We start from the raw sequence: 26,532 nt of genomic DNA on the forward strand, positions 1-26,532 counted from the left end.
CTCCTCGTCGTTGGGGTCGGTCCGTGCCAGTCACAGCATTTCACGGGCAGGTTCCGGGGGCACGCAAGAGGGGCGGCACATTGCGTGCCGCCCCTCTTGTTTGGAACGTGGATTACTAGGCAGCCTGGGGCTGGTCGAAACGCTGGCCGGCCGGGTTGGACGGCAGGAGCGAGAGCACGAACACGGCAAGGGCGCCAAGGAACGGCACCAAGACGAGCAGTGCCAGCCAGCCGCTGAAGTTGCCGTCGTGAAGGCGGCGAACAAGCAGGGCGATGGACGGGATGATTGTTGCCAGGCCCCAGATGCCCAGGATGACGTAGAACGCAATGGCTCCACCGCCAAGGGTCACCGTTCCGGCATCGCTAACGGTAGCGCCGGCAGAGCCGACCACCGTGGCAAGGGTGTTCAGCACGGTGCTGACGATGACGGAAACCAGCGTCCACCACCAGTACTCGCTGCGGCTGGCACGACCGGTGAAGTCGGTGTACTTCTTGAAGAAACGCTTTACAGCTGCGCCGATCGGTGCGCCGTAGTACGGAGCCCAGAGCGGCGGCTCGCCGGCCTGTGCGGCGTACGGCTGGGTCTGTTGCGGTTGCTGCGGGTAGCTCATTGGTATATCCCCCGGGTTAGGTGTGGTGAGTAGTACTCAGTGATGAGTCGTGCTCATCGTAATGCCCCCGGCGCCGATAAGGCAGTTCGTTGGACAAAATTAACCGGGATTTAGCCCGTTGACGGATTATGTCGCCCAATTCCCAACGCTCTCTCACTTCCCGACAAACTTTTCGGAACCCTCTCTCCCTTCCCGGCGCCAATTTCCAAACGCTCTCTCACCCTCCGCATAAAGTTCGACGGCGATACTCGCCTGCGCGCCGAAAGTTCCGGACGGCAACATCCACGATAAGTGAGCGAGCGTCACCCAAAAACCCACGATAAGTGAGCGAGCGTCACCCTAAGACCGCCAGTGGGGCCGATCCTGCTGCATCGTGAGATCCTTATCGTGATCAGTGAGAATATGGATCATTGAAAACGTGAATTATTGCCTTTCATCACTATTGGAGTTGTCATGGGCCCGCAAAGCACCGAAGTGGAAACCCCGCGCCTGGCCACGGCCAAAATCGGCAACGACGTGGGTCTGCTGCTGGCCAAACTGCACGCAACGGGTTCCCTCCTGAACAACAGGGCACTGGCGGATTACGGACTCAGGGAACGGTACTTTTCCGTGCTGACAATCGCGTGCAGCGGACTGGAACCGACGCAGCGCGAACTCGCCGATTTCCTCAGCCTGGACCCCAGCCAGGTGGTCAGCCTGGTGGACGATCTTGAGCACCGCGGCCTGGTCAACCGGACCCAGGGAAAACAGGACCGACGCGCCAAGATCATCGTCTCCACCACCGAGGGCCGCAGGATCCACAACAAGGCGCGGGCCGCGCTCGAAGCATGCGAGCAGACCCAGCTCGCGGCACTGAGCGAGGACGAGAATGCCCAGCTGAGGGCACTGCTCAAGAAGGCGTTGTGGGGCTGACTTCGCGGTCGGATTCGTAGGATCTGGCGCGACGTGCAGGTTCCACGGCCTTGCCGGTCCTTGACGTGATTTCCATGAGCACCAAGGCCACCAGCGTCAGCACGGCGCAGACGGCAAAGACGCCCTGATAGCCGAATGCCGTCATCGACCCAAACGCGATGATGGGGCCGGACACAATTGCGCCGATCCTTCGGGTATTCGTGAAGAGGCCGGCCGCCAAACCAGGGCGGGGAATGATCCGCTGGAAAAGGGTCAGCCCAACGCCCGCCACAACCGCGAAGAACCACGCGTGCAGGACCTGCAGGGAGATGAGAGCGATGGGCTCCGCAGCAAACGTCATCCCGGCGTAATAGGCGATCCCGGCAAGGCATCCTGACGCGATCAGCGATTTCTCCGAGGCTTTCCTGCTCATGCGCCCGATCAGCAGGAGTGCCGGGATCTCCAGCGCCGCGGCGACACCCAAGGTAATACCGGCCCACATGAGCTGCCCGCCCATTTTCTGGTCGACGAAGAGGGCCATGATGGTCACGGAGCTGCTATCGGTGGCCTGAAGAATGATGAACCCGGCCACGACACCAACGACGGCGATCCTGGAGGATGCGCGGCCGTCCTCCGAAGTGCCGGCCGCTTTTGCGAGCTCAGGGACGGCTTTGCTGCGACGAAATGCTGCCCCCGTTGTCAGGATGTTCAACAGTGCCACAGCAGCAAGGGCCAACAGGATCGCGCGGCTGCCGTAGGACCCCACGATGAAGGTGGCCAGCGGTGGTCCGGCAACCCAGGCGAACGACACGATCGCGCGCATGGAGACGACGTCCTGGGAACCTGCTCCAGAGTGCTTGAGGTGGGCGAAGAAGAGGGACATCCCCACGCCGGATGGGCCTCCCAATGCCAACAGGGCAACCACAGCCACTGGCAGGGAGGACGTGAAGGCCAGCACGGCAGGGAGTGCCAAGGCCAAAACAGCACAGAGCAGCATCGGCCGCAGGTAGTCGCGCTTCCGGTCCGCGAGCGCCGGGATCATCAACGACGCGAGGAAACCACCAGCGTTGTACAGCGCGAGCACCCACCCGACATCGGCGGGCGAGGCGTCGAATAGGTCTACGAGCATCAGTGCCAAGGCTGGGGTGAGGAAGGCAAACTGCAGCCCCCAGAGCAACGCCATCGACGACGAAAGCATGTGCTTCACTGCCGACACCCCAGCCGCTGGGCCGCCGGGAGCGCGTTGATGTCTGTCACGTGAGGGGTCCTTCTGGGCAGGAGATTGGTGCACGTTCCAGATAACCAGCCTCTTCTTGCTGGTGGGAGTGCCTGCTGTGAGGTGTACTGCCAGTTCCTGTCAGGGCAAGGCACACCAAGCAGGGCAACCCAGACAGCGAAGGGCCGGGCAAGGACATTCCCTGCCCGGCTCCTCACATTGCCGCTAGAAGACCAGTTGCGCAGCGAACTCGTGGCGGCCCGGCCCCACGTCAACGGGTTCTTCGCCCGGCAGCTCAACTCGCGCCGTGGTCCCGGTGGGAATTTCGACGACGGCGGTAAGGCCGCCGTCGTCGATCCTCCACTGCACCGAAGCTGCACCGTACGGCGTCTCGTGCCGGACCGAAGCCGAGGTCAGGCCGCCACCGGGCCGGGGCTTGACGAGGATCTTCCGGTAGCCGGGTTCAAGCGGAGCGAGGCCGCCAACTACCCTGTGCATCCAGTCAGCTACCGCGCCGAGGGCGTAGTGGTTGAAGGACGTCATCTCGCCCGGGTTGATGGAGCCGTCCGGAAGCATGGAATCCCAACGCTCCCAGATGGTGGTTCCGCCCTGGCCCACGGCGTAGAGCCAGGACGGGCATTCCTTCTCCAGCAGCAGATCGTAGGCGGCGTCGATCTCGCCAGCAATGGTGAGCGCGTCGGACACTACGGGCGTACCCGCGAATCCGGTGCCGATACGGTTGCCGTTGGCCCGGACCAGCTCCGCCAAGCGGGAACCGGCCCGTGCTTTGGAGTCAGCATCAGGGAAGAGGTCGAAGACAATCGCCAGCGCGTAAGCCGTCTGGGCGTCGCTGGTCATGATGCCGTCGGGGTGGATGTACTCAGCCGCGAAGGCGTCGGCCACAGCGCGGGACAGCGTGAAGTAGTGCAGCTCGTCGTCGGGCTTGCCCAGGACGGCGGCAGTCCGTGCGAGGTGCCGTGCAGACCACGCGAAGTACGCGGTGGCCACAAGGTGCGGGTCCGTCATGGCTTGTGTGGGGTCCTCGGGTGGGGCGGTCGGATCGAGCCAGTCACCCAGCTGGAAGCTCCCGTTCCACAGACGACTCTGGCCAGCCAGCCGGTCCAGGAGATCCACCCACCCCTTGGCGCTGTCATACTGTGCGGCCAGGATGCCCGGATCATTGAAGCGCTCGTGGAGGGTCCAGGGGGTCAACACCGCCACGTCCCCCCAGACCGCGCCCGGGCGGATGGGCGTCCAGTAGTTGCCGCCCGGAATGACGGGCACGTACCAGGGCACGGTGCCGTCCGGGAGCTGCTCGGCGGCCACATCCTTGAGCCAGGAGGACAGCATGCCGGAGCAGTCGTAGAGGAAGCTGGCCGTCGGGGCAAAGACCTGGATGTCACCGGTCCAGCCCAGACGCTCGTCGCGCTGCGGGCAGTCCGTGGGGATATCCACGAAGTTGCCCTTCATGCTCCACAGGACGTTGTCGTGCAGCCGGTTCAGGTCCGGGTTGGAGGACTCGAACCACCCGGTGCGCTCCATATCTGTGTGGTACACCCGTGCTACAACGTTCTGCGCGATGTCCTCGCCGGTCCAGCCCGTCATCTCGGCGTAGCGGAAGCCGTGGATGGTGAACCGCGGCTCCCAGGTTTCTTCGCCGTTCCCTGCCAGCGTGTAGTGATCGGTGGAGTCCGCACCACGCAACGGGCGCGTGTACAGCTCACCATCTTGCAGGACCTCGGCGTGACGGAGCGTGACCGTGGAGCCTGCCTCCCCTCGGACCGTGATCCGGAGACGGCCCACCAGGTTTTGGCCGAAGTCGATCAGCGTCTTGCCCAGCGGAGAGGCCCACACCCTCACCGGACGGAGCTCATCGGTGCAGCGGACGGGCGGACCTTCCGGCGCCACCAGGGTCCTGGGATCGCGTTCGACGCCGGTGACCGGCTCCCAGCCTGAGTCGTCGAAGCCAGGGCTGCTCCAGCCTGACTGCAGTTCGCGGGCATCGTACGTTTCGCCCTTGTACAGGCTGGAAAGGAGGATCGGCCCGAAGGACGCTTTCCAGCTCTCGTCCGTGCCCACCACGGTGACCGAACCGTCGTCGTGCGTGATGTGGAGCTGGGCCAGCAGCGCGACCTTGTCTCCGTAGAGGTTGGTGTACCCGCCTTTGAAACCGATCCGGCCGCGGTACCAACCGTCGGCGAGCAGCGCGCCGATGGCGTTGTCGCCGTCGGACAGGTGCCCGGTGACGTCGTAGGTGTAGTAGCGCAGTCGCTCGCCGTAGACCGTCCAGCCCGGCGAAAGCGCGTCGTTCCCCACGCGGACGCCGTTGATCTCCACCTCGTACAAGCCATGGGCCGTGACGTACAGCCGGGCGGAGGCTACTGGCCTGTCAACGCTGAAACCCCGCCGCAGCAACGGCGGCCTGCGGTCAGTGTCCGGGTCCTCGTCCCACGCCGGGGTGACGGCGGTGGCCGTCCAGTCGCCGGGCTCCAGGAGACCGGTTTCGACGGCGGATGGCTGGCTCCATTCGCTGGGCACCTGGTCCCCGGCCCCCCACACGCGGACGCTGACTTCGGCGCGCTGGGCGGACTTCAGGGGGCTGGCTTCCCACGGAACCACAACGGACTCTGCGGATTCGATCCGTTCACCCGTCCACTGTCCATCGGCGGTGTTCACTGAAACCTGGTAGGCCTCTTGGACCCAGCCGGGTTCGGCGTTGGTTTTCCAGGAAATGCGCGGTGTGGCGAGGCCGATGCCGAGAGGCTGGGGCAAGTGTTCGAACGTTGCCGGATGCACGGTGGCGGGCATAGGGGAAGTCTCCTTGGTGGGGTGTGGGTCAGCCCTTGACGGCGCCGGCGGTCATGCCTGCGACGATCTGGCGGTTGAAGAACAGGTACATGATGAACGGCGGGACTGTGATGAGCAGGATGTTCATGAAGAGCAGGTTGTAGTTGGTGGTGAACTGGCTCTGGAAGTTGAAAAGGGTCAGCTGCACAGTGGCGTTCGCGTCTCCCGGCAGGAAGTAGAGCGGATTCTGGAAGTCGTTGAAGATATGCACTGACTGGACCACGATCACCGTGATGATGACCGAGCGCAGGAGCGGGAAGATCACCCTGAAGAAGAGGCGGATGGGGCCGCAACCGTCGATCACGGCGGCTTCGTCCAGTTCCTTGGGAATGGAGGCGATGAATGCCCGGAAGAGCATCACGCAGAAGGACAGGCCGAACGCCACTTCGATGAGGATCAGGCCAGGGAGCGTCTTGAACAATCCCATGCTTTGCAGCACCCAGATGGTGGGCACAATGGCGGGCGGGATGATCAGTCCGGACAGGATCAGGAAGTTGGCCACACCGTTCCACCGTGACTTGCGGCGCTGAAGGACCCAGGCGACCATGGCCGCGAGGATCACCAGGATGGTCACGCTGGCCACGGTCAAAATGGTGCTGTTGATGAAAGCGGTGACCAACATGAATTTCCGGGCGGACAGCACCTGCGTGAAGTTCTCCACGAACTGGAAATTGCTGGGCCACGCGAAATCGAGCTTAGCTGCTTCTTTCCGGTCCTTCACGGCTGTGAGGACCATGAAGAGCAGGGGAATGATGAAGACGACGACGCTGACGGCGATGGCCAGGACTCCGAGGCCGTAACGCTTGAGGGCGGTGGTCACTGTTCGACCTCCTTGCGGTTCAGGAACATGGACAAGGGCAGGATGATCGCCGTGACGATCAGGAACAGGACCACATTCCCTGCGGTGGAGAGGCCGTAGAAGCCGGCTTGGTACTGCTTGTAAATAACGGAGGCGATGACGTCGGACGTGAAGCCCGGCCCGCCCTTGGTCATGGCCCAAATCAGGTCGAAGGAGCGCAGGCCGCCGATGAGGGAAAGGATGATGACCGTTGCCGTGGCGGGACGTGCCAGCGGCAGGGTGATGTTGAAGAAGCTCTTGAAGGAGCTGGCGCCGTCCATCTTGGCGGCTTCGAAGTACTCCTGCGGAATGGAGACAATGCCGGCAATGTAGATAACAGTGGCCAGGCCGACTCCTTTCCAGACGTCCACCAAGGCGACGGAAATCAGTGCCCACGCGGGGTCGGTGAGCCACGCGGGACCTTGTATGCCGATGGCCGCCAGGCCCTCGTTGATCATGCCGTTGCGGGGGTCCATCAGGGCGGTGAAGACAATGCCGACGCCGATGCTGCTCAGCAGGACGGGGAAAAACATCACGGAACGCAAGTAGCCACGGGCGATGATCTGGGACGTCAGCAAGACAGCCAGGAGCATTCCCAGGACAACTTTGAGGACGGAAGTCACTAGTCCGTAGATGAACGTGTTGGTGAGGCCCTTGATCAGAGCCGGCTCCTGGAAGAACTGTACGAAATTGTCCAAGCCAATGAAGGTGAATTCGCTGAGGTTCCAGCGCGTCAGGCTGAAGAAGAACGACACAATGGTGGGGACCAGGAACAGTGCGGTGTAGATGACTGCTGCCGGGAGGTAGAACCAGTAGGGGTAGGGCGACTTGCCCTTGCGGCGCTTGGGCTGGGCGGCCTGCGGTACTGGACGTACCGCCGTCGGCGTTGGTGCGGTGTTCAGTGTCATGTGAATCTCTCCAAGGGCCGTCCGGACCGGAAGGGTCCGGACGGCTTGTAGGGTTCGGAGGTTAGTTCCAGCCGGGCAGGTTCAGTTGCTTGGCCTGCTTCTTGACGTCCTCGTCGTAGAGGGCGGCGCCGTCCTTGGCGGAGCGGATGCCCGAACCGACCTCGACGGTGATCTGCTCAAGGGCAGGACCCTTGACCGGGGACAGGAATTCCAGCGCGGGGCTGTTCTTGGCCTCGTCCTCGAAGTACGGGAGCATGTCCTTCACGGCATCCGGCACGTCCGAGGGAAGCTCGCAATCTTTCACCAGGTACGGTCCGGCCGCACCGACTGCTGCCGTCTGCGCATCACATCCAGCCTTGCTGGCGATGAAGGCCTGGAGCTTCTTGGCTTCCTCAAGGTTCTTGGTGGACTTGGGAATGTATGTGCCGCCCGGCATCCAGACGGTCAGTTTGTTCTTGGACGCATCATCGCCGGGAAGCGGGAACAACCCGAGATCGTTCAGCTTGTCCGGGTAGTTCACCTTGATGTTGTTGAGGGCGAAGCTCAGGATCGGGTACTGCGCACCTTGACCATTGACCAGCATGTCTTGCGCCTGCTGGTAGGTGGTGGAAGCGAAGTCCTCATTGAAAAGGCCGGCCTTTCCTGCCTCTTCAAGGTGTTCGAAGCCCTTGACCGCCGCCGCGTTCGTGGCGAATTTGGCCTTGTTGGCGGTGTAATCAGCCGGGAAGGCAGGGTCCGCGGTCACTACGTTGGCGAAGTCGCCCAGGACAAAGAGCTGTGAGGTCCAGGTGGTCTGATACGACTGTATGATCGGCGCGATTCCCGCGTCCTTGATCTTGCGGCTGTTGGCCATGAACTCGTCCCACGTCTTGGGGACCGAGAGTCCGAGCTTTTCGTAGACCTTCTTGTTGTAAAGGACCGCTCCGGCCATCCCGGTACTGAACGGCACTCCATACACTTCGCCGCCGGAAGTCACCACGGGCTTGAAGGAGTCGGTCACGTTGGACAGGTAGGACTCATTGGTGATGGGCTGCAGGTTCTGCTCGGGATTGATCTGCTGCAGAAGCGAGCCGGTGTTGTAGTTGAAGACATCGGCCATGTCGCCGGTGGACAGCCTTGTCTTCACGATGTTGTCACCGTCCCCGCCCTGCGGGCGGGTCTCCACCTCAACCTTGATGCCGGGGTTGGCGGCAGTGAATTCTTCGGCGACCTTTTCTGCGGCAGCCACGGTGTTCTCAGCGTTGTCCACCAGCCAGGTGATGGTCTTACCGTCGCCGGCACTGTTGTTGCTGCCTCCGCTGCAACCGGTCAGAGCCAGCGCCAGGACTGTCACTCCCCCAGCCAGAGCGGCCCAGCGCTGCTTGCTCATTGCGGCCATCTTTACCTCCTCGTAAAGCCACGGACTCCATAGTTCGTGGAACGTTTCAAAAGGACTCTTCAACCTCGCGGCCAGTCCTGCGATGCCATTGTGTAGATCGGTCTACGTTTTTCTACTGTAAGTCATGTCACAGTCGTTGCCAAGACTTTTTCGTAGATCAATCTACAATTACGAATGAAGGGCAATGCCGGAGGGGAAACCAATGACTGAACCGCTTAAACGCGCCACGATCAGCGACGTCGCTGAGCACGCCGGCGTTTCGCGCGCGGCCGTTTCCAAAGTTCTCCGCAACGCGTACGGCGTCAGCCCTGCGATGCGCACCAAAGTGGAAGAGTCCATGGCACTTCTCAGCTACCGCCCGCTGGCCCTTGCCCGGGGCATGCGCGGCAACAGCTACACCTTGGGCGTTTTCCTGGTAGACCTCTCCAACACCTTCTTTTCCGTTTTGGTGGAGGGCATCCGCGATGTCGCCGATGAACTCGGATACCAGGTATTGATAGGCCAGGCGCGCCAGGGGCTCGATGCGCAGAGGAAACTCATCGAGGCCATGGTGGATCGCCGCATGGACGGGCTCCTGTTGATCGCCCCCTTCGGGCCCAACGAGGAGTTGGAGCAGCTAGGGCGCACCATGCCGGTGGTGGTCCTCGGCAGGCACGGGCCCGCCGACTACTTTGACACCGTTGCCAGCGATGACATCGCAGGCAGCGCGCTCATTGTGGACCACCTCGTCGGGCTGGGGCACCAGCGGATCTCAATGCTCGCCAACACCATGCCGGAGAGTGAGCCAGGCATGCCTCAGACAGTCCGCCGGCACGGCTACAACCTGGCCATGGAGAAGCACGGCCTCCAGGAATGGATTGATCACGTACTTGGTCGTTGGGGGTATGAGAGCGGCCTGGAAGCGGGGCGGACAATAGCTCAGCGGCCACTGGCACAGCGCCCGACAGCCCTCCACGGCGGCGCGGACGTCGCCGCCCTTGGAGCGTTCACCAGCCTGTTCGATGCCGGGATCAGTATTCCCGCGGACATCTCCCTGGTGGGTTACGACAACGTCCCGTCCGCATCACTTCCACCCATCGGTCTGACCACTGTGGATCAGTCCGGCGTTCAGATGGGGCGGCAAGCGGCCGAGCTCCTCCTGTCACGGATTGAGGGACGCAGTGAATCCAAGCACATCCTGGTGCCGCCGAAGTTGATTGTCCGGAAGACGACGGCAGGACCGCGCGGCTCCGAGTGACGCATAGACATCTGCACAGCGCACCAGAAGGATGATATGCAGTTGTCCATTTCGGCGACCTTGCCGTTGTGTCAAGATCAGGGATCATGAACCTCCCGCTCTTTCACGATCCTCTGCAGGGAACCGTCACTGTCGACGCGCCCGCGCGAGATCCCCAAATCCACCGACCAGCCCGTACCTCCACCCGGCCCCCGCGCCAAGCCACCCATGGATCCAAGCCGACCCGGGCCGCCAGGCAGCGGGAGGTCGCAAAGGTCGCCGAGGATCTCCAGGCCCTGATGGCGAGGACTGCCGGCAGGCATTGATCCGTTTTCCACAACCACCCCTTGGGAAGCCCTGTGACATGACCCTGCAGCCCGGCCCGGCTAGTATCACTGGTTGGAGCGTCGCCATGATGCATAGCGGAAATATCGAAGGGTGCAGCGATGGAACTGGGGGCCACACGCGTTGAAGTGTTCGCCGACGGCAAGGTAACTGTTGGTGGTGAGACCATTTCACCGCCCGAGGGAATTGATCCTTACTCAGCGGCCATTGATGTACTTGCGCAGTATGCCAAGTCCTCCGGAGCTCCCGTGCTGGCGGATGCGATCGACCACGTCAAAGGCCAGGCGGGCCGGTTCCACGTTCATCCGGACGGTCGCGCAGAAGCAGTAACAGGATTCCCCGGCGCAGCGGAGTCCGCGCCCGCCCAGGCGCCCGAGGTATCTGCCCCGGCACAGGCACCCCGGCAGCCCGCCGCCGAGCCCGCTCCCGCCAGCCCGCCCTACGGTTCGGCACACCTTGAGACCCAATTCGTCCGGCCGGACAGGCCCCGGCCCACCAGCGGCATCCGCGGCGCGCTCTACGCGGCAACGGGTGGGTTTGTGAACCTCGGGCCCAGCGCCAAGGACCAGGACGAGGCCGAGTTGGAGCGCAGGATCGCCCGCCCGCTCTCGGGCAGTTTCAACACCGCCATCCTCAGCCTCAAGGGCGGCATCGGCAAGACGTCCACAACAGTCGGCGTTGGCATGATCCTTGCCGAATACCGCGGTGACCACCCGTGCGCCATCGATGCCAACCCTGACAGCGGAGACCTCGCTGAACGCGCGTTGGGTGAAATGCTGTACCAAAAGGTAAAGCCTCGAACCATCACGGACATTGTCCGGGACATCGGGCACATCACGTCCCTGACCACACTCACCGATTACATGCACCACGCCAACAGGCTGCACCTGGTGGCCGGCGAGCAGGATCCAGCGTTGTCGGATGCCCTCACTGCCGCCGAGTACTTGAAGATCAAGCAGTTGGTGTCCCAGTACTATTCGGTGACACTCACTGACTGCGGCACGGGCGTGTCCCACCCGGCAATGGCCGGCGTGCTCCCGGAAGCCACCAACTTGGTCATCGCCTCCGGCTACGCCGTAAGCGGCGCCAAACGTGCCCGTAACACCCTTCAATGGCTGGCCGATCATGGCTACGAGAACCTCGCCCGGAACGCCGTCGTGGTGGTCACGGACAAGGACCAAGTATCCAGCCGCGTCAACAAGCGAGCCATCGAAGAGCACCTGGGAGATTTCTGCCGCCAGCTCATCACTGTGCCGCACGACCGCGGAGTTGCGGACGGCGACCGCATTTCACTGGACAAGATCTCGGCCGGCACGCGCCGGGCGTACAAGGAGATCGCTGCGGCGATCGTGGATGGGTACGTCTAGACCCGCTGCGGACAAGGCTGCGGGACTAGCCTGCGGACGTTGCGTTCAGGATCCGTTCCCGCAGCCCGCGGGCTTCTCCACCGTCCCAGGAAGATGCTGCCGGGTACCGGATGGCCAGGTGCTGGAAGGGCGCATTCCCCAGGACTTCAACGTCCACGCCGGCGTGCCCATCCGCTACGGCTGCCCCACCTTTGTGCAGGGAAGGTCCAAGGACCAGCAACTGGGGTACCCTGAGCGCGTCCCTGCCCGCAGGCACACGAAGCCCAACGGCCCCGAAATGCAGGTCCATCCCGAATCCCTGGGCATTGGCATCCACGGCGGCGGACCCCAGCGCGCTGCGCTCCGGAAGACGAACTCCCCCCAAACGTGCTGCCATCAGCACATCGAAGGACTCCAGTACTCCGGCCTCAGTGCGGTATGCGGTGACAATGCCGGCAAATCCTTCCCCGGACACCAGTGCGATCCCCAAAGGCATGGTGGGCCGCAGCCACGCCGTCAGCGCTACCGCATCCCAGGGCTGCTGCAACGGTTCCGCAGCACCCATGAACGCCGGCGAACACCCGGCAGCTGCCAACATCCGGGTGGTGAACTTGCCCAGCACCAAGTCCCCCGTAGCCGCGTGCAGCACGCTGCCGTAAAGCCCGACGCCGGGACCAGCCACGGGCGCTTCACTCACCGCAGCCGCCGCCACTTCATGCAGGTCACCGTCCGGACCTTCGGTGACCCAGGGTATGCTCGCGGCTTTGAGGAACGCCACCAGCGGGTAGCTGGGAGCCGCATCAGCGTGTGTCTGCAGTGCAGCCACACCGGTCCCGGACGTCGCCACGCCTGCGCGCTCCAACTCCCCACGGAGCGAGCTGCTGAGCCATGGTCGCCGGGCGGGAGTTGAGACAGGAACCAGCGACGTCATGAGCCCCACTCGGCGTTGATGACCTCGTAGGACTGGGGATCAATCAGGAGCCCTTTTGTCCCGATGACCGTAATCATCAAGAAGGACCGCACGGCTTCGGCAGTGTCCTTGTCATGCGGGCAATTGACCTCGGACACCCAGGCGTCTCCTGCGAGCTGCTTGGCCACATCCTCGCCAAAGATCCTGCCCACCTCGGCACCTGGAGTAAGGGTGGGGACGCTGATCAGCCCCAGCCCCTCTCCCACCAGCTTCACCACCGAGTTCTCGGAGCCCGCCACGGCGGTGACCTGGAACTTGTCCTCGAATTGCGCGGAGGCGTAGGCAAACCTGCCTTCGCGAGGATCCTCATCACAAATCAGGTGGAAGTCATAGCTCATGGTTGGCAACCTCAAGGCCGTGGTGGAAGGTCTGGACTGTAACAGGGGGTCGGCTTGTCCGGAGAACCCTGGCCCGTCCGGTAGGCAGAGGGACGGGTCGCTCACCGTTCGCGATCGCTCCCTCGGAGTGGTCGCCGGAGAACATGACCACTGGTGCGCCGGCGGCTCGAAGGCCGGCGATGAAGGGGTCGTGCATCATGATGCCGGCCCCTGTGGTCCTGCTGGTCACCATCGCGAAGAGTCCAATGTCGGCTCCGGAGGGAAGGTAGCTTGCCAAGGCTTTCATTGGCTGGTTACCCGTGGCCGCGAGGATGTCATAGTCGTCCACCAGCAGGACGATCTTTGGCGTCCGGACCGGTGCGCCGTTCCCGTCGCCCAGCCGATCCCGCGCCTGGCCCGCAAGGAACTCCGCCAGGTGTGCAGCCCGCTGGCCGTTGGATGCGTATTCGCCCAAGTAGTTTTGAGGGATGAAGTCCTGCAACTGCTGGCGGGGATCAAACACTGCGAAGGCCACGTCGCCCGGCTGGTGGGCAGCCATCAGCTGGGACGCTGCGGTCCGGAGCAGGTTCGTACGGCCGGTCTCAGGGTCACCGATGATCACCGCTCCCCTGTCCCCGCCGAACAGATCAAGGCTCTCTGTGCCGGCGTCGTGCTCCCTGACGCCCAACGCAATGCTGCCGCGAACCGAATGGTAATCCTTCGGAAGCCGCGTCATGCCCGGCAGGACGCGTACGGGAGGAGCTGTTGTGGAGGTGTACTTTTGCAGGACCGCGGCAAGGTCCGCCAGTTCCTGCCCGGTACTGTCGCGGTCCGGGTGGGTGGCCAACGACGGCAGGGAGAATTGTCCGATCGTCTTCTCCAGCGTTAGCGCCCGCCCTGGCCGGTTGGCACCCAGAGTCGTGGCCAGGCGACGATCGATGGAATCCGCGGGATCGGCAAGATGCAGCTCGATCCTGGTTCCCAATAACGATTGTCGGGCCATCCGCACCTCGGACCAATTGCGCAGACTGACCACCACGTGCACGCCCAGGGTGCTCCCGCGCGTCATGACGTCGTGAATGGCGTCTTCCAGCTCGGGGAATTCAGATGTCAGGCTTCCGAATCCATCGATGAACAGAAACGCGTCCGTGCATCCCAGCTCGCCGAGCCCACCCCGGGACCGCAATCCCCGCATCGATTGCAGTGAATCCAGCTTGTGATGGTCGAACACGGCCTGACGAACGTTCAGCAGGCCTTGGACTTCTTCCACCGTCCGGCGAAGCAGCTCGCGGTTTCCGCGGCCCGCCACACCGCTGCAATGGGGCAGTTCGGCCAGGCCCGCCACCGCGTTTCCCAGCAGGTCTACGGCGTAGATATTGACGTCTTCCACGCTGTGGCTCAACGCCAGCGATGCTGCGATGGTACGCAGTGCCGTGGATTTTCCGCTTTGCGGTGCCCCGATGATGGCGAGGTTGCCTCCGCGGGCGGACAGGTCCAGGTGCCACGGCCCCTGCCATTGCCGGGCTGGGTCGTCGAGGATGCCCACGGCGGGGCTCAGGTACCGTGGTTGGGCCAGCCGTGGGCCTGTTGAGGTGAGGTCCAGTGAGGCGCCGGTTCCGGCCAAGGACACAGCAACAGGCAACGGCGGAAGCCACACCGGTTGGGTCTGTCGCGGCTGTTCCGCGGCGAAACCCACGACGGCGGTGAGGATGGTTGCGCTGTTGGCTTTCCCCGGAGGTCGGTCGGCTTCGATAGGACCGCTCCGTATCAACGGCACCTCAGTGTCCGGCTCCGCAGCCAAGCGGAAGGAGCGCACAGGGACGGCCTCCGGGACCGCCGCGCCGGCGTCGTCATCCTGCGAAGGCAGGGCACCGGAAACGTAAACTGCTCGGAATCGTTTGAAGACGCTCGTGTCCACTTTGAGGATGCCGTGCCCGGGGGCGCTGGGCAGGTGGTAGGCATCGGGCACATCGATGATGGTCCGGCTTTCACTCTCCGAGTTGGTGTGCAGCGCGATCCTGTACGCCAGATAGGTGTCCAGGCCGCGGAGCATGCCTTGCTCCACTTTCTGGGACGCGAGGAGCAGGTGAATACCGATGGAGCGGCCAATCCTGCCGATGGACAGCAGGAGGTCGATGAAATCGGCACGGGCGGTCAGGAGCTCCCCGAACTCGTCGATGCACACGAAAAGGTAGGGCAACGGCTCCGCGAGCGCCGGGTTATCCGGGTTCCTGCTGCGGGCGCTACGGTAATCGTTGATGTGCGCGAAGTCGCCGCCGCTCTTCAGCAACTCCTGGCGCCGTTTGACCTCGCCGGCAAGGCTGGAATAGATCCTGTCCACCAAACTGGCGTCACCAACCAGGTTGGTGACAAGGCCGGCCACATGTGGCGCCTCTTCGAAGGACGCGAACGTCGCACCGCCCTTGTAGTCCACCAGGACCATGGTGAGGTCCTCGGGAGAATGGGTAGCGATCAAGGACAAGACGATGGTGCGCAGCAGCTCGGACTTTCCTGAGCCGGTAGCGCCAACACAGAGTCCGTGGGGTCCCATCCCTTGCTGGGCGGGTTCCTTCAGGTCGAGGTGGATGGGCGTGCCGTCTTCGTCTTCTCCGATGGCTACTCGCAGGAAATCCGAGCCTCGCGGGGTCTTCCACAACTGGATCATCGCCTCGGCTGTGTAGTCGGTGAGGCCCAGAGCTTCTGCATAGCTGCGCGAAGACCGGTGTTCCCCGAATTCGTGAGACAACTCGGAGAGTCGGAGTGGAGCCAAGGCCCGGGCAACGGATCCGGCCACCACCGGAGGTACTTCGTCAGCAATGCCCCGAATGGTGTGGCCGGTAGCTGTAGCTTCCATGCTCAAGGTGCCGGGTGCCACCATCAGGCGGAGGTCCACACGCTCTGGCTCCTGCTGCTGTTCAGCCAGCACATGGATTCGGGTCACAGCGAGGCGGGACAAGGGAAGGTCGGCCGGGATACCGGGCAGCGCTGAAGCGTTCTGCCCAGGCAGGTCCGTGATGATGATCAGCCGTGGGAGGGCATCCGCGGGTACCCGTTGGAAGTTGCGGGAGGCGCTGTTCACGGCAGCTAGCCGGGCAGCCATGGAGCCTTCAAGCAGGCCGGCCAGCTCGGCCAGGGACCCGGCACGGCGCGGAGTTCCACGGTCCTGCAGGTGGGGCAGCCACTTGGTCCATTCCCAGTCATTCACCTCGGCGTCACCGGTAACAATGGCCAGTTCCACGTCCTCCGGAGACTGCCCGGCCGCGAGCTGGCACACCAGGCTCCGGCACAGCATCAGCGCCGTGTCCCTGTCCCCCACGATCGATACGTCCGACACCGAACCCAGCGGCAGCGTCAGGGGCATGTCCGGATTGCTGCCAAAGCGTTGGCGAAGCTGTTCGGCTTCGGAAAGCATGAAGGCATCCGGGCGTTCAACGGCATCCCCGCTGTCCTGGACCGTGATGGGACGGCGGGGAACACTGCCGGTGCCGCAACGGGTCACCAGGAAATCGGGGCTGGTGCGGCGGCGCTCCCACAGCCGGTGGGGATCGTTGACCACGCACTCCACCAGGCGATCCACCGGAGGGTGGGCCCTGTTGGATCCATCGCGTGCCTGCAGCTCTTCAGATTCGAAGTCGGCTCGTCGGCGGCGAAGGTAGTCCATGTAGAGCCGGCGCTTGGCAGCCCTTTGCCTGGTCGCCTTGCCGCGCTGGGAAAACATGAGCACCACAGACGCCAGGACGGTGGCCACCATCATGATCGCGCCGATACCGGCCAGGGACGATCCTCGGAAGAGCATCATGACGGTCACCGATGTTGCGGCTCCCAGCATGGGAACCAGGGCCAGCAGGTTCATTCCGCCCGCGCCGCCGGCCAGCTGCGGTGGCGCGTCCAGGAGTGCGGCCCCGGGCGCCCGCTCTGGAAGGGTGGTCCGCGCAGGGCGGTGAACTATTCGTGTGGTCATGCGCTTACGCCCTGTTGGCGGCCATCAAGGCCTTGCCGGTAAGTTCCGTGGCCGCGATCCTGGTGCGGGAGCCCAGCTTTCTGAGCTGCAGGCCGCTGCTGCTGGCCAGATGCCGATCATAGGACAGCACGCCGTCGCTCGAGGCTGCCTCGTGATTCTGCCGGGAACGGACTACTACGGGAACCTGGTGAACGTCCGGAAACGTCTCAGCAAGGGATCCCTGGATTGAGGCAAGTTTAGCTGCCTCGACGCTTCCCGGCGGTGAAACCAGCACCACGGCGTGGGCCGTTTCCAGCAGCGCCGCCGCGTGCCGGGACAATGGTGAGGCGCCGCCGTCGACGATTGTTACTGCCATGAAGCGCGACAATGTTGACGAGACATCCGTCCACTCCTGCAATCCAAGGGGTGCGTCCGCGAAGGCGGGCACGTCCGGCCTGCCCGCGGCGAACACCTGGTTGCCGCAGGACGCGGCGTTCTTGACGGCGTCGGGCAAAGTCCGGACAGGCTGGGTTCGGAATTGCCGCATGAGGGTTGTCAGTGGCGCGGCCTGCGATGCCCCAAGGCAGCGCAGGAGATTCCCGCTGTGATCGGTGGCGTCCACGGCCATGACCGGTTCCTGCCGGATACTGCCCATCAGCTTGGCAAGCAACGACGCGACCGTGGTGGTTGCCGCTCCCCCGGCCGTTCCCAACACCACAATGCGTCGTCCGGTGGTGATGGGGGCTTCGACTGCCGAGCTTGCACGGATCAATCGCTCCGAGAGCGCCCCGGAGGTCACAGCGTCGGTCACCTCAAAGCGGACACGCTCCCACCAGGTGTCCCCGCTCTTCTTGCTCGGGCTCTTCTTGTGTGGCGCGGTGGCCAGTCCCGCTGTGGGTGCAGCGGCGGGGCGGCTCGACGGCGGCGGGCTGGCTGCGGTGCCCATCCCCGGGAAGCCGCCCACCGGCGTCGTGCGTGTCCTCGTCCTGAGCGCTGTCTGGAGGACCGGCGAGTCGGTGCCCGGCTGGCCGAGCGGGAAGCCTGAGCGCGGTTGTTCAGCCAAAGGTCTGTCCTAGTTGTGTATAGGCGCCGGAAAGTCCCAGAACCAGCGGAATAGTGGCGAGGACGCAGATCAGTTCGAGTCGTGAGGCCATGACGCGAAGCCTGGCAGCGGTCTGATCCCGTACTTTGAGGATCGAGGCAACAAGAACCAGAGCTGCCAAGCTGGCCGCGACTGCCAGCAGCAGCGGCTGTTTGGTCGCCAGCGCAAAAACCTGGGTAGCACCCCAGCAGGCCCCGGCCGCTGCGACGTAAAGGCCGGCACGTTGGGCAACCAGGGGAAGAGCCAAGCCGCGGAACGTCAACGCCCCCAGCAGCGCGACGGACAAGAGGACCGCCCAGACTGGTCTGTTCTTCGCCGTTGCGACAACCACGACAGCGACGCAGGCAACCGCCGCCGCGGTCAAGGTCCAGCCGGTCAAGGTGGCCTGAGCGGCGTGGATAGCGTCCAGCGTGGTGCTGCGGGTAATCCGTTTCCCTTGCCGCTGGTCGTCGTCCAATCCGCTCAGACCCGTCAGGATCGTGGCCAAACGGGGTGCGACACCCAACGCAAAGATCGCAACAACGCCCGTCACTCCGGCCGAGAGCGGCTGGTCGCGCGTGCTGAAGGCCAGCAACGCCCACATACCCCCCAATGCAAGCAGCAAGCCTGCGCTGGAGAGGAACGGGACATACTTCCCCGTTGCTGCCGCCGAGGCAGCCAAGGCAACCACCAATGCGGCGGCCAGGAGCAACGCACCGGTTGCGAATGGTGCCACGATGAAGCTTGTTGACGCGGCGGTCGCCAGGCCCGCGAACACCAGCGCCAAGCCGGCGGGAGTGGAGCGTGCGCGGCCAGTAACAGCGCCGGCGATCATGAGCATGGCAGCGATTGCGATGCCAATCAGCGCCGCATTCTTGTTGCCCGTTCCACGGAGGACCACCACGAACGAGGAGCCCGCCGCCGCCAATAGCAAGCCGGCCACCACGGAGAGTCCAATGACCCTGAGGTTGCCCGTCCACAGCGCCGGCAGGCGTTCTGTCGAGTCTGCGGCAAAGGAGGGAACGTCGTAAACGTCCGGCGCGGCCGGAACGTTGCGTTCGTCGCGCAGGTACAGCATGGAGCCATCTGAGATGCCTGCCTCGCGAAGCGTGGACGAATTTTCCACAGTGATGCCCATGCTGGTGGTCAGCACCGCGGAGGTGAGCAGGGTGGTCCCGCCGCGGGCAGAACTCACCGTCTCACCGTCCGTGACCTGGTTCATCAGGTCCAGGATCTGTGGGATCAGCGTCGCCAAAGGCTCATCGGACGGGAGTCGCAGGTCAAGGTGCCGGTGGGCAGCAATGACAGTAACCCGGCTCAGGGCCGCACTCATAGGCTTCCTTCGATTAGTTTTACGGCTACTGCCGATGGCATTGCCTGTTTGGCGGCCTGTTCGCTGAGCAACTGCTGGACGAAGCTGAAGCCAACACAAATGGCCGCGATGAGCGCTGCGATCAAAAGGGACTGCATCAATCGCGCTGTCGCGGTTTTGTAAGTACGTTCCTGCGGGTTTTGCCCAAACAGCAGGGAATCGTCGAGTCTGTGTTTCCGCGCACGTGCTGATTCGAGCAGGCGGGAATCGTAGTCTTCAGCCATGTTCGGCCTCCCCAATCAGGCTCATGTATGGCGTCATAATGCCATCAACCCTAGACCATGGCACCGACTAAATACGGACCAGACCTTAGCACCTCATCAGTTCAAGTTTTACTTCAGGACCGTGATCGCTGACGTGCCGGATTTGGCTGTGGAGCCGCGACGTCATGCGGGTTACCGACGAAGCACCTAGACGGATTTCGGCAACACTCATTTTGGGGTGTTTCACCACCTAGGCGGACCCAAAACGGCACCTAGACCGCCTTCTTCGGCACCTAGACCGCTTCAGGTGAGGCATCGTGAAGCCCAGCACGACTTTGTACGCCACGTGGATGTGACTGGAACGTCATAAAGTTTTTGTCACCTGTTACTGCATCGACTGGACTTTACAACCCGCGTTGACCATTCTGTTAATGTGCTTCGGCGCCGCAACGACCGACCACTTCTCTTTGGGGGATTCAATGGCCATCTTCGATATGGGCGCCGAGACACTCGGCAACCTCACCAAGCAAACAGATGCTTCGCATCAGGACCTCGGCGCGTTGGTGCGGCGTTTCGTGGACGCCGTGACCCCGTTGGAGGGCAAATTCAGCGGAGCCGGCAAGGCCGCGTTTGACGCATTCAAAGGACGCTCGGACTTGGTGGCCTCGGAGTTGAACACCGCCCTGGCCGCGATCGTCCACGGCCAGTCCGGGATGAATACCGCCTTCACCCAAGGCGACCTCGCAGCCTCGGACAACGCACGCCGCTCCGAAGGCTCAGCGAACTTCGACGCCGCACGATTCCAAGGACGGGCATGACCATGACCAGCAACCGCATCGGCTACGACACCAACGTCTCCGCCCAGGTCCAGTCCGACATCCAAGCCCTGGCCGCGCAACTGGAAACCCTCATCGCAGCCCGCCAATCCGACGTGAACCAAGCCATGGCGGACTTCCGCGCCGACGGCGTGGACGCCGAATACCAGGCAGTCGAAGCCCGCTGGGGCGCCGCCGCCGCCGAGGTACGCGGAATCATCGCACTCGTCCGGACCACCCTGGCCCAGAACGACGACACCGCCACTACCGCCGCCACCTCTGCCCGCAACGCCGTGCAGAGCATCGGCTAAACCGGCATCTCACAGTAATGGTTGTCTGGAACATCGACGTCGGCACCGCGCGGGCGGTGATCTCCTTGACCGCCGGATCAGTTGCCGGGCTGGACATTCCGTTGTCCACGATGCAGGCCGCAGTGGAAGGGATCGCTACAGCGGTTCCCTCCGGCCAAGTCCAGCAAGCCCTCGGGGCGCTCGTGGAAAACGGCCTGGTTCGTGCCAGCACAGACGTGATCGAGCGCAGCAGCACGGTCCTGTCCGGGACCTCCGAAGCGGTGACCTTTTACGTGAGCGGGGATATGTCCATGGCCTCTGCCGCCGCGTCCAGTGCAGCGACCGTGTACCTGCAGGGCCGCGTCGGCGGGCCGCGGTAGCCCCCGGGACCAGGAAGAAGTTTGATGAGTGTGGATTTCAGGGATGTGTGTGCTGCTGGTGGCGGGGCGTCGGGGATCAGTGTCGAGGGGCTTCCGCCGTTGCCTGATCCTGAGGCGTTGGATACCCATGCGCGGGCGTTGGCGGCTTCGGGGGATGCTGTGCATTCCGGTGTCAACGACGCTGCCCGGTCCTGGGCCGGGCTGTCCGGGGCGTACGAGGCACCCGAGGCCGGGCAGGTCCTGGCCGGGTTCAATCCGGTGCTCTCCCGTTCCCAGGACCTGGCCGCCCTGACCGGCAAAGCCGCGGCCGTGCTGGGCGCCTACGCGGACCGGGCCAGGGAACTGAAACAGCGCATCACCGCCCTCCGGGCAGACATCGTTGCCCTGGACGGGCTCATCGGGGGCAACGATGACTGGCAATCACACCTGAACATCGTGGACCGGCACCGCGAAACCATGGACAAGGCCAGCGCCCTGGCCCAGGCCATTCTCGACTCCGACGCCGCCTGCGCCACGGAACTAAGCGCCCTGACCGGAGGCGAACGCTACAACGCCCCGGCCATCCCGCGGGCCACCCTTGACGGCTCCACCGACCTGATCGCCAACGGCCTGACCCACGCCCAGCATTTCTTCGGCACCGACCAGGACCTCCCCGACCTGCCCTGGGGGCCACCGAACGTGTCCCTGCGCCTGGGCGGGCCCGGTTCGGCCGGGCAGGGGTTCGTCAGCGCCCTGCTCGGCGCCGGGCAAGGCCTGCACACCCTGCTGGGCACCACCGACAAAGTCAAACAAACCCAGGCCTGGCAGGGAATGTTCGCCCTGGGCGCCGCGGCGGTCACCACCAAAGCCGTCATCGACCGCGGTTTCCGGGACACCACCGCCGAGGACCTCGACGCCGTCCTCACTGTCGGCGGGGCCCTGAAGGAGACCATCCACTACGACGACTGGGCCACCGACCCCTGGCACGCCGCTGGCGCCACCGGATTCGACGTCGCATCCCTCCTCGCCGGCGGCACCGGCGCCGGCATCAAAGCAGGATCAACAGCCGGGAAACTGGGGCTGACCGCCGAACGGCTGAGCATCGCCACTATGGACAGTTCCCGGCTTGGCGGGCTTTCTTCGGCTCTCAGCAACGCCGCCAACGGATTGCACCGGACCGGCCTGTTCCTGGATAAGCCCGGCACCCTGGCACTGAAACTGTCGGATTTGATGATGCCAGCAACCACCACCAAGGTCCTCGACGGAATCACCCAGGCAAAAGTGAATATGTGGGCCGCCCTCCTTGACGCGAAAACCGGGGCAGCGGACGTCATGGGCGGAGCGAAACACGCCACGGCCGATGGAATGAACCACATTGCCCAGGGCCTGCGAAACGCCGAAGCGAGCCTTCCAACCACCTTGCACCCGGACCCCAGCGGGGTGCTTAGCCGAACCGCGGGCAACAGTGCACTGCCGAACTGGCTGGACCATACAGCTGCAGGCATCCGGGAGAACACCCCTCACGCACAGGGTGGCTCCGGTCCTCACCTTGAGAACCGTACCTCGGCTTCGCCACCAACTGTCACCCCTGATCCTTTCCCGCCACAGAACAACATCACCAACACCGTTGTCCTGCAGCATGGGCACGACGTCTTCCCAGTCAGCCGCAAAGACAACTTCGCGGCCAGGACCGGGTTGCACCCCAACACCGAATACATCATCGACCACCGCACCAAAATGAAAGACGGTGCCGGCGGCCACACAGCCAACACGATGGAAAAGTTCTACACAGACGCCACAGGCCGGGTGGAACGCGTGGACACCTACGCAGGCATCAAGGGGGCGTGGTCAACCGAACTCAACAAGCGGGTGCCCAACGTCACCTACAACGTCGTCGCGAAAGCCGACGGCGGACTTGAGAACCACTTCACAATAATCACCGACGAGTTCGCCAAGCCCAAAAGCGTCCAAGCGCACATCACCGGGCTCCTCAAAGGCGACATTAACCGCAGCGCTTGGCAGCAAATACTCGCCGGCCGACGCGTCGGCGGGTCCGGCTACGACGGCGGCCACCTCATCGCTTCGCTCTTCGCCGGCCCCGGCGAAGGCGCCAACCTCCTCGCCCAACTCATGTTCCAAAACCGAGGTCACGGAATCCCCAACGTACCGGCCAACACCCTGGCCTTCTACCAGCTCGAAAGAGACCTGATGACAAAAGCCCTCCACCGCGTCGACACCGGACAACCCCTAGACTTGCACCTAAAGGTAGAAGCCATCCCAGGACCTAATCCCGGACTGCCCAGCGGACTCAAGGTGTCTCACTCATTTGACGAGGACTTGATTCAAGATGACTTCTTCCCAAATCTTGAGTTCCCCAAGTAGAGAGGCTCTCGATGCAAGATTCGATCGTTGACAATCCGCTTATTCAACAGGGGCTGGCTCGCCTTAAGGAGCATACATTCTCCGAGGCTGGACTAGGCTTTGGCGCTCAGGAAGTCGTAAGCACCTCGCTTATGTCTCAAGATACGACGAGGCGTTACGTCGATGTATGCCGTGACGGTCGGTGGGGCGGCCGTGGATGGCACGCTGATTTTCCTTCTGAACTTCTTGAGTACTGGCTGATGGAAGTCAGACGACAGCTGTATGCTCCAGGACTCGGCGCATGGAAAACCTTCAGGGTATTCCTTTTCCCGTCCGACGAAGGGCGACTCGAAGCATTCGATCACGAAATTCTGACGCGCGGCATGTTCGGTGATCCGAAAATTTCCAACAGCCCGGCATCAGGGCAGTCCGTTAAGGCGGATCTTTTAGCCTTCCCTCGCACAGAGGACAATCTTCAGGAATGGATGTGGAATGCGCTCCGTGCAGATGCTTTGACGCCACCGGTGTACAATCCACAACTGAAAACGGTCGATTGGGACAACAAACGCCTCCCCGTCAATGACCATGGTACGGATTTCTCCGTTGAACCGGTGGTCATTGACCCGTCAAAGGAACCGGGTGTCCTCGCGAAGATCGGCAGGAAACTCTTCGGCGCCAAGTAACGCCAACGCTCCAAAGGGCGTACCTGCCGGCACTGTCGCCTTCAAAACCGGCCCGGCCCAAATCGCAGGCTTCCAGAAGCCCCAGACTTGAATCCGCCGTTTACGACGCTCCCCCAAAATCGCCGGCACCCAACAGCGGAAATCGAAATCAACCGATTCGATAATTTGCGCGATACGGAAGACTAGAAATGCCACATGGATTTAGACTTACTTCGCCGCATGTATTAGCAGGACTTGACCGACTACACCATGAGGCCTTTTCCCTGAACGGAGCCGGTTTCGTTGCCGATGAAATCAGAATATCAGCGGTCCTGCATGAAGCTTGGTCCCGAAGGACAGAAGCAAGTTGGCTTGGAGGAGCACCCAAGAGTCAAGATTTTTCTGTAGCTTTTTCCGAAGAGAGCACCACCAACTGGATGTACGAGTTGCGACGTTCATCCTATGAAATTGGCCAAGGAACATGGACGAGTTGTATAGTACAAATTTCGCAGGCAGGCGAAAACTATATTGATGTCTTTGATGAAGAACTTATACGGCCTGAGACGCTCGCTAGAATCCCGGATCGGCCCGCAGATGGGGCGACTTGGGCCCAGGACCTCAGAACATTTCCAAGGACAGCAGAAAATATTCCACCATGGATGCGGGAAGTATTCCGAGCTGAAGGAATGATCCCTCCCATATACAATCCACAAATGAAAACCGTCGATTGGGACAACAAACGCCTCCCCGTCACCGACACAGGCACCGACTTCTCCGCAGAACCGGTATTCATTGACCCGTCAAAAGAACCGGGTGTCCTCGCGAAGATCGGCAGGAAACTCTTCGGCGCCAAGTGACGCCCACGCTCCGGAGGGCGTGCCGCACGGCACTACCATCCTCAAAACCCGCCCAGCCGAGACCGTCGGAAACCGGCTACCATCCACACCATGGGCATCCACATCGGCACGTCGGGCTGGAGCTACGACCACTGGGAGAACGTGCTCTATCCCCCGGACCTACAGCCATCCAAACGCCTGGCCCACTACGTTGCGAGGTTCACCACGGTGGAGCTCAACGCGAGTTTCTACCGCTGGCACGAGCTTGGCGACAAACGGGCCGTGCTGCTGGTCCAGCTCCCACCCGGGTTGGCCCGCGACGACGCCCGGTTGGACTATTTCCTGGCCGCCATGCCCCCATGGATCCGCGTTGCCGTTGAGTTCCGGCATGACAGTTGGGACCACCCCGATGGGTATTCACTGCTGGAGCGTCACGGGGCGGGCTACTGCATCATGAGCGGCGCCAACCTGCCCTGCATCCTGCGGGCCACCGCGCCGTTCGTCTATGTTCGACTGCACGGCCCGGATCACCAGCACCTATACGGCGGCTCGTACTCCGACGACGACTTACGATGGTGGGCTGACAGGATCCACGAGTGGAGCGGCTCCGGCAAGGACGTCTACGTCTATTTCAACAACGACGGCGGTGGTAACGCCGTGCGTAATGCGGACACTTTGCGGTGGCTGCTCGGGTGAACTGAGTTGCTGAGGCGGCCGGTGACGGTCAGGCCAGGCGTCCGCGAACAATCTCGCTGACGGTCTTGCCATCGAAGCGACCTGCCACCTTCGCGGTGACCGGCTTCATGACGGCCCCGATGGAACGCATCGAGAGTTCCTGACCGTCCGCTTTCAGAGCAGCGATGGCCTCGTCCACGATTGCTTCCACCTCTTCACGGGTGAGCGCTTTGGGAAGGTAGGCCTCGATAATCTCCGCCTCTGCGACTTCTGCCGCTGCCCGGTCCGCTTCACCGGCTTCGGTGTAGATGCGGGCCGTGTCCCGGCGCTTTGCAGCTTCCTTCTGAAGCAGCGAGGTGACCTGGGCGTCGTCGAGTTCCACCGGCGTCTTGCCGGACTTCTCGCGGGTGGTGATTTCGCCCAGCACGTTTCGCACAGTGGTCAGGGCGACTTTGTTGCCGGCCTTCATATGGTCGACGACGTCCGCTTTCAGGCGTTCTTTGAGTGTCATGATGCTCCTTGTTCCGGGTTCCTCCTGCTATCTTCCCAGCTCAAGCTGACAAGCAGGGCTTGTTGTCTTCGCTCAGCAGCGACTTTCCGTGCCCCAGGCCAATTCCGCGCGGCTTGTAGCCCTTTGCGGGTAGAATCGGGTGGAAAATTGGGCTGGGGGCATTATGACTTCACGCGGGATTTGCGTCGTTATCGAGGACGACGCAGACATTCGCGACCTCATCACGTTGATTCTCACCGGCGAAGGGTTTGAGGTCCACGGAGAGGAAACCGGATCCGGCGGGTTGCTGGCCGTCACCAAGCTGCGCCCGGCACTGATCACCCTGGATCTGGGACTGCCCGACATGGACGGACGCGACGTCGCTCAACGCCTCCGTGAGGTATCCATGGCTCCAATCGTGATGATCACAGCATTTGCCGAACGCGAGGACGAACTCCAGGGAATGGCCGCCGGTGCCACGGCCTACCTCATCAAGCCGTTCCGGCCCAGTCAGCTTAGGTCCATCGTCCAAGAACTCTGCCCTCAACGCCTGCCCTCGTGACCAG

General features: G+C 63.0%; 25 protein-coding genes. 11 read left to right on the plus strand and 14 right to left on the minus strand.

All coding sequences use genetic code 11. The features are described from left to right. Positions 1–115: 115 nt before the first annotated feature. Positions 116–610 (minus strand): DUF805 domain-containing protein, encoded by a 495-nt coding sequence (locus tag ACFRJ9_RS17210; protein WP_377670320.1) that lies wholly within the window; start codon positions 608–610, stop codon positions 116–118. A gap of 453 nt (positions 611–1,063) precedes the next feature. Here ACFRJ9_RS17210 and ACFRJ9_RS17215 point away from each other — a divergent pair, with 453 nt between their 5' ends. Then, positions 1,064–1,522: a MarR family winged helix-turn-helix transcriptional regulator gene (locus tag ACFRJ9_RS17215; protein ID WP_377670322.1), complete on the plus strand. Its 459-nt coding sequence runs from the start codon at positions 1,064–1,066 to the stop codon at positions 1,520–1,522. Here ACFRJ9_RS17215 and ACFRJ9_RS17220 read toward each other — a convergent pair. The 5 genes from ACFRJ9_RS17220 to ACFRJ9_RS17240 form a co-directional block, all read right to left on the minus strand. Beyond that, positions 1,500–2,699, minus strand: coding sequence for an MFS transporter (locus tag ACFRJ9_RS17220; protein WP_377670472.1), 1,200 nt, complete (start codon positions 2,697–2,699; stop codon positions 1,500–1,502). The two genes, ACFRJ9_RS17215 and ACFRJ9_RS17220, sit on opposite strands and share 23 nt — an antisense overlap. A 243-nt stretch (positions 2,700–2,942) precedes the next feature. Continuing rightward, positions 2,943–5,525: a family 78 glycoside hydrolase catalytic domain gene (locus tag ACFRJ9_RS17225; RefSeq protein WP_377670324.1), complete on the minus strand. Its 2,583-nt coding sequence runs from the start codon at positions 5,523–5,525 to the stop codon at positions 2,943–2,945. Between the two features lie 28 nt (positions 5,526–5,553). Continuing rightward, the gene (locus tag ACFRJ9_RS17230; protein WP_064723688.1) at positions 5,554–6,384 is read right to left on the minus strand and encodes a carbohydrate ABC transporter permease; all 831 of its coding nucleotides are present in this window, start codon (positions 6,382–6,384) and stop codon (positions 5,554–5,556) included. Continuing rightward, positions 6,381–7,310 (minus strand): carbohydrate ABC transporter permease, encoded by a 930-nt coding sequence (locus ACFRJ9_RS17235; protein WP_306879921.1) that lies wholly within the window; start codon positions 7,308–7,310, stop codon positions 6,381–6,383. The genes ACFRJ9_RS17230 and ACFRJ9_RS17235 overlap by 4 nt, the downstream gene beginning before the upstream one ends. A 61-nt stretch (positions 7,311–7,371) precedes the next feature. Then, positions 7,372–8,688, minus strand: coding sequence for an ABC transporter substrate-binding protein (locus ACFRJ9_RS17240; RefSeq protein ID WP_377670327.1), 1,317 nt, complete (start codon positions 8,686–8,688; stop codon positions 7,372–7,374). A gap of 202 nt (positions 8,689–8,890) precedes the next feature. Between ACFRJ9_RS17240 and ACFRJ9_RS17245 the strand changes: the two genes are divergently transcribed. Further along, the gene (locus ACFRJ9_RS17245) at positions 8,891–9,925 is read left to right on the plus strand and encodes a LacI family DNA-binding transcriptional regulator (RefSeq protein ID WP_377670329.1); all 1,035 of its coding nucleotides are present in this window, start codon (positions 8,891–8,893) and stop codon (positions 9,923–9,925) included. Between the two features lie 77 nt (positions 9,926–10,002). On the opposite strand, the gene ACFRJ9_RS17250 is transcribed toward ACFRJ9_RS17245, so the two are convergent. Beyond that, positions 10,003–10,242: a hypothetical protein gene (locus tag ACFRJ9_RS17250; RefSeq protein WP_377670331.1), complete on the minus strand. Its 240-nt coding sequence runs from the start codon at positions 10,240–10,242 to the stop codon at positions 10,003–10,005. A 108-nt stretch (positions 10,243–10,350) separates the two neighbouring features. Between ACFRJ9_RS17250 and ACFRJ9_RS17255 the strand changes: the two genes are divergently transcribed. Next, complete coding sequence (locus ACFRJ9_RS17255) at positions 10,351–11,616, plus strand: MinD/ParA family protein (protein ID WP_377670334.1); 1,266 nt, start codon at positions 10,351–10,353, stop codon at positions 11,614–11,616. Between the two features lie 25 nt (positions 11,617–11,641). Here ACFRJ9_RS17255 and ACFRJ9_RS17260 read toward each other — a convergent pair whose 3' ends face one another. Genes ACFRJ9_RS17260 through ACFRJ9_RS17285 form a run of 6 tightly spaced genes read right to left on the minus strand, consistent with a single transcriptional unit; the run spans position 11,642 to position 19,499 of the window. After that, entirely contained in the window at positions 11,642–12,526 is an 885-nt protein-coding gene (locus tag ACFRJ9_RS17260; RefSeq protein ID WP_377670336.1) for a DUF6177 family protein, read from the minus strand. Then, the gene (locus ACFRJ9_RS17265) at positions 12,523–12,903 is read right to left on the minus strand and encodes a hypothetical protein (RefSeq protein ID WP_377670339.1); all 381 of its coding nucleotides are present in this window, start codon (positions 12,901–12,903) and stop codon (positions 12,523–12,525) included. The genes ACFRJ9_RS17260 and ACFRJ9_RS17265 overlap by 4 nt, the downstream gene beginning before the upstream one ends. Continuing rightward, a complete protein-coding gene (gene eccCa / locus ACFRJ9_RS17270) occupies positions 12,893–16,843 on the minus strand; it encodes a type VII secretion protein EccCa (protein WP_377670341.1) in 3,951 nt (1,316 codons plus the stop codon). Before eccCa ends, ACFRJ9_RS17265 begins: the two co-directional genes overlap by 11 nt. 4 nt (positions 16,844–16,847) lie before the next feature. Continuing rightward, positions 16,848–17,885 carry a MinD/ParA family protein gene (locus tag ACFRJ9_RS17275; protein WP_377670344.1) on the minus strand — a complete coding sequence of 346 codons (1,038 nt, stop codon included), beginning with the start codon at positions 17,883–17,885 and terminating at the stop codon, positions 16,848–16,850. Beyond that, on the minus strand, positions 17,878–19,236 hold the full coding sequence (gene eccD / locus ACFRJ9_RS17280; protein ID WP_377670346.1) for a type VII secretion integral membrane protein EccD: 1,359 nt from the start codon (positions 19,234–19,236) through the stop codon (positions 17,878–17,880). Before eccD ends, ACFRJ9_RS17275 begins: the two co-directional genes overlap by 8 nt. Further along, on the minus strand, positions 19,233–19,499 hold the full coding sequence (locus ACFRJ9_RS17285) for a hypothetical protein (protein ID WP_377670348.1): 267 nt from the start codon (positions 19,497–19,499) through the stop codon (positions 19,233–19,235). Before ACFRJ9_RS17285 ends, eccD begins: the two co-directional genes overlap by 4 nt. Before the next feature lie 458 nt (positions 19,500–19,957). Here ACFRJ9_RS17285 and ACFRJ9_RS17290 point away from each other — a divergent pair, with 458 nt between their 5' ends. From ACFRJ9_RS17290 to ACFRJ9_RS17320, 7 genes are all read left to right on the plus strand, one after another. Then, positions 19,958–20,296, plus strand: coding sequence for a hypothetical protein (locus ACFRJ9_RS17290; RefSeq protein WP_377670350.1), 339 nt, complete (start codon positions 19,958–19,960; stop codon positions 20,294–20,296). Further along, a complete protein-coding gene (locus tag ACFRJ9_RS17295) occupies positions 20,293–20,604 on the plus strand; it encodes a pore-forming ESAT-6 family protein (protein ID WP_377670353.1) in 312 nt (103 codons plus the stop codon). Before ACFRJ9_RS17290 ends, ACFRJ9_RS17295 begins: the two co-directional genes overlap by 4 nt. A 17-nt stretch (positions 20,605–20,621) precedes the next feature. Further along, on the plus strand, positions 20,622–20,963 hold the full coding sequence (locus tag ACFRJ9_RS17300; RefSeq protein ID WP_377670355.1) for a DUF6507 family protein: 342 nt from the start codon (positions 20,622–20,624) through the stop codon (positions 20,961–20,963). 24 nt (positions 20,964–20,987) lie between these two features. Then, positions 20,988–23,324, plus strand: a complete 2,337-nt coding sequence (locus ACFRJ9_RS17305) for a DNA/RNA non-specific endonuclease (protein WP_377670358.1) — start codon at positions 20,988–20,990, stop codon at positions 23,322–23,324. An 11-nt stretch (positions 23,325–23,335) separates the two neighbouring features. Further along, complete coding sequence (locus tag ACFRJ9_RS17310; protein WP_377670360.1) at positions 23,336–23,986, plus strand: hypothetical protein; 651 nt, start codon at positions 23,336–23,338, stop codon at positions 23,984–23,986. A 692-nt stretch (positions 23,987–24,678) separates the two neighbouring features. Continuing rightward, positions 24,679–24,822 carry a hypothetical protein gene (locus ACFRJ9_RS17315; RefSeq protein ID WP_377670362.1) on the plus strand — a complete coding sequence of 48 codons (144 nt, stop codon included), beginning with the start codon at positions 24,679–24,681 and terminating at the stop codon, positions 24,820–24,822. 90 nt (positions 24,823–24,912) lie between these two features. Further along, positions 24,913–25,497 (plus strand): DUF72 domain-containing protein, encoded by a 585-nt coding sequence (locus ACFRJ9_RS17320; protein ID WP_377670364.1) that lies wholly within the window; start codon positions 24,913–24,915, stop codon positions 25,495–25,497. Between the two features lie 28 nt (positions 25,498–25,525). Here ACFRJ9_RS17320 and ACFRJ9_RS17325 read toward each other — a convergent pair whose 3' ends face one another. After that, positions 25,526–25,987 (minus strand): GatB/YqeY domain-containing protein, encoded by a 462-nt coding sequence (locus ACFRJ9_RS17325; protein ID WP_377670367.1) that lies wholly within the window; start codon positions 25,985–25,987, stop codon positions 25,526–25,528. A gap of 163 nt (positions 25,988–26,150) precedes the next feature. Between ACFRJ9_RS17325 and ACFRJ9_RS17330 the strand changes: the two genes are divergently transcribed. After that, entirely contained in the window at positions 26,151–26,528 is a 378-nt protein-coding gene (locus ACFRJ9_RS17330; RefSeq protein WP_377670370.1) for a response regulator transcription factor, read from the plus strand. The last annotated feature ends 4 nt before the right edge of the window (positions 26,529–26,532 follow it).

Source organism: Paenarthrobacter sp. NPDC056912 (genome assembly GCF_042786555.1).
Lineage (GTDB): Bacteria > Actinomycetota > Actinomycetes > Actinomycetales > Micrococcaceae > Arthrobacter.

Coding starts and splice junctions, on each gene's coding strand:
- ACFRJ9_RS17260 (WP_377670336.1), bottom strand. CDS start 12,526: ATGACGTCGCTGGTTCCTGTCTCAACTCCCGCCCGGCGACCATGGCTC.
- ACFRJ9_RS17215 (WP_377670322.1), top strand. CDS start 1,064: ATGGGCCCGCAAAGCACCGAAGTGGAAACCCCGCGCCTGGCCACGGCC.
- ACFRJ9_RS17310 (WP_377670360.1), top strand. CDS start 23,336: ATGCAAGATTCGATCGTTGACAATCCGCTTATTCAACAGGGGCTGGCT.
- ACFRJ9_RS17285 (WP_377670348.1), bottom strand. CDS start 19,499: ATGGCTGAAGACTACGATTCCCGCCTGCTCGAATCAGCACGTGCGCGG.
- ACFRJ9_RS17265 (WP_377670339.1), bottom strand. CDS start 12,903: ATGAGCTATGACTTCCACCTGATTTGTGATGAGGATCCTCGCGAAGGC.
- ACFRJ9_RS17305 (WP_377670358.1), top strand. CDS start 20,988: ATGAGTGTGGATTTCAGGGATGTGTGTGCTGCTGGTGGCGGGGCGTCG.
- ACFRJ9_RS17290 (WP_377670350.1), top strand. CDS start 19,958: ATGGCCATCTTCGATATGGGCGCCGAGACACTCGGCAACCTCACCAAG.
- ACFRJ9_RS17225 (WP_377670324.1), bottom strand. CDS start 5,525: ATGCCCGCCACCGTGCATCCGGCAACGTTCGAACACTTGCCCCAGCCT.
- ACFRJ9_RS17300 (WP_377670355.1), top strand. CDS start 20,622: ATGGTTGTCTGGAACATCGACGTCGGCACCGCGCGGGCGGTGATCTCC.
- eccCa (WP_377670341.1), bottom strand. CDS start 16,843: ATGACCACACGAATAGTTCACCGCCCTGCGCGGACCACCCTTCCAGAG.
- ACFRJ9_RS17240 (WP_377670327.1), bottom strand. CDS start 8,688: ATGGCCGCAATGAGCAAGCAGCGCTGGGCCGCTCTGGCTGGGGGAGTG.
- ACFRJ9_RS17245 (WP_377670329.1), top strand. CDS start 8,891: ATGACTGAACCGCTTAAACGCGCCACGATCAGCGACGTCGCTGAGCAC.
- ACFRJ9_RS17295 (WP_377670353.1), top strand. CDS start 20,293: ATGACCATGACCAGCAACCGCATCGGCTACGACACCAACGTCTCCGCC.
- ACFRJ9_RS17255 (WP_377670334.1), top strand. CDS start 10,351: ATGGAACTGGGGGCCACACGCGTTGAAGTGTTCGCCGACGGCAAGGTA.
- ACFRJ9_RS17325 (WP_377670367.1), bottom strand. CDS start 25,987: ATGACACTCAAAGAACGCCTGAAAGCGGACGTCGTCGACCATATGAAG.
- ACFRJ9_RS17210 (WP_377670320.1), bottom strand. CDS start 610: ATGAGCTACCCGCAGCAACCGCAACAGACCCAGCCGTACGCCGCACAG.
- ACFRJ9_RS17235 (WP_306879921.1), bottom strand. CDS start 7,310: ATGACACTGAACACCGCACCAACGCCGACGGCGGTACGTCCAGTACCG.
- ACFRJ9_RS17220 (WP_377670472.1), bottom strand. CDS start 2,699: ATGCTTTCGTCGTCGATGGCGTTGCTCTGGGGGCTGCAGTTTGCCTTC.
- eccD (WP_377670346.1), bottom strand. CDS start 19,236: ATGAGTGCGGCCCTGAGCCGGGTTACTGTCATTGCTGCCCACCGGCAC.
- ACFRJ9_RS17320 (WP_377670364.1), top strand. CDS start 24,913: ATGGGCATCCACATCGGCACGTCGGGCTGGAGCTACGACCACTGGGAG.
- ACFRJ9_RS17315 (WP_377670362.1), top strand. CDS start 24,679: ATGAAAACCGTCGATTGGGACAACAAACGCCTCCCCGTCACCGACACA.
- ACFRJ9_RS17330 (WP_377670370.1), top strand. CDS start 26,151: ATGACTTCACGCGGGATTTGCGTCGTTATCGAGGACGACGCAGACATT.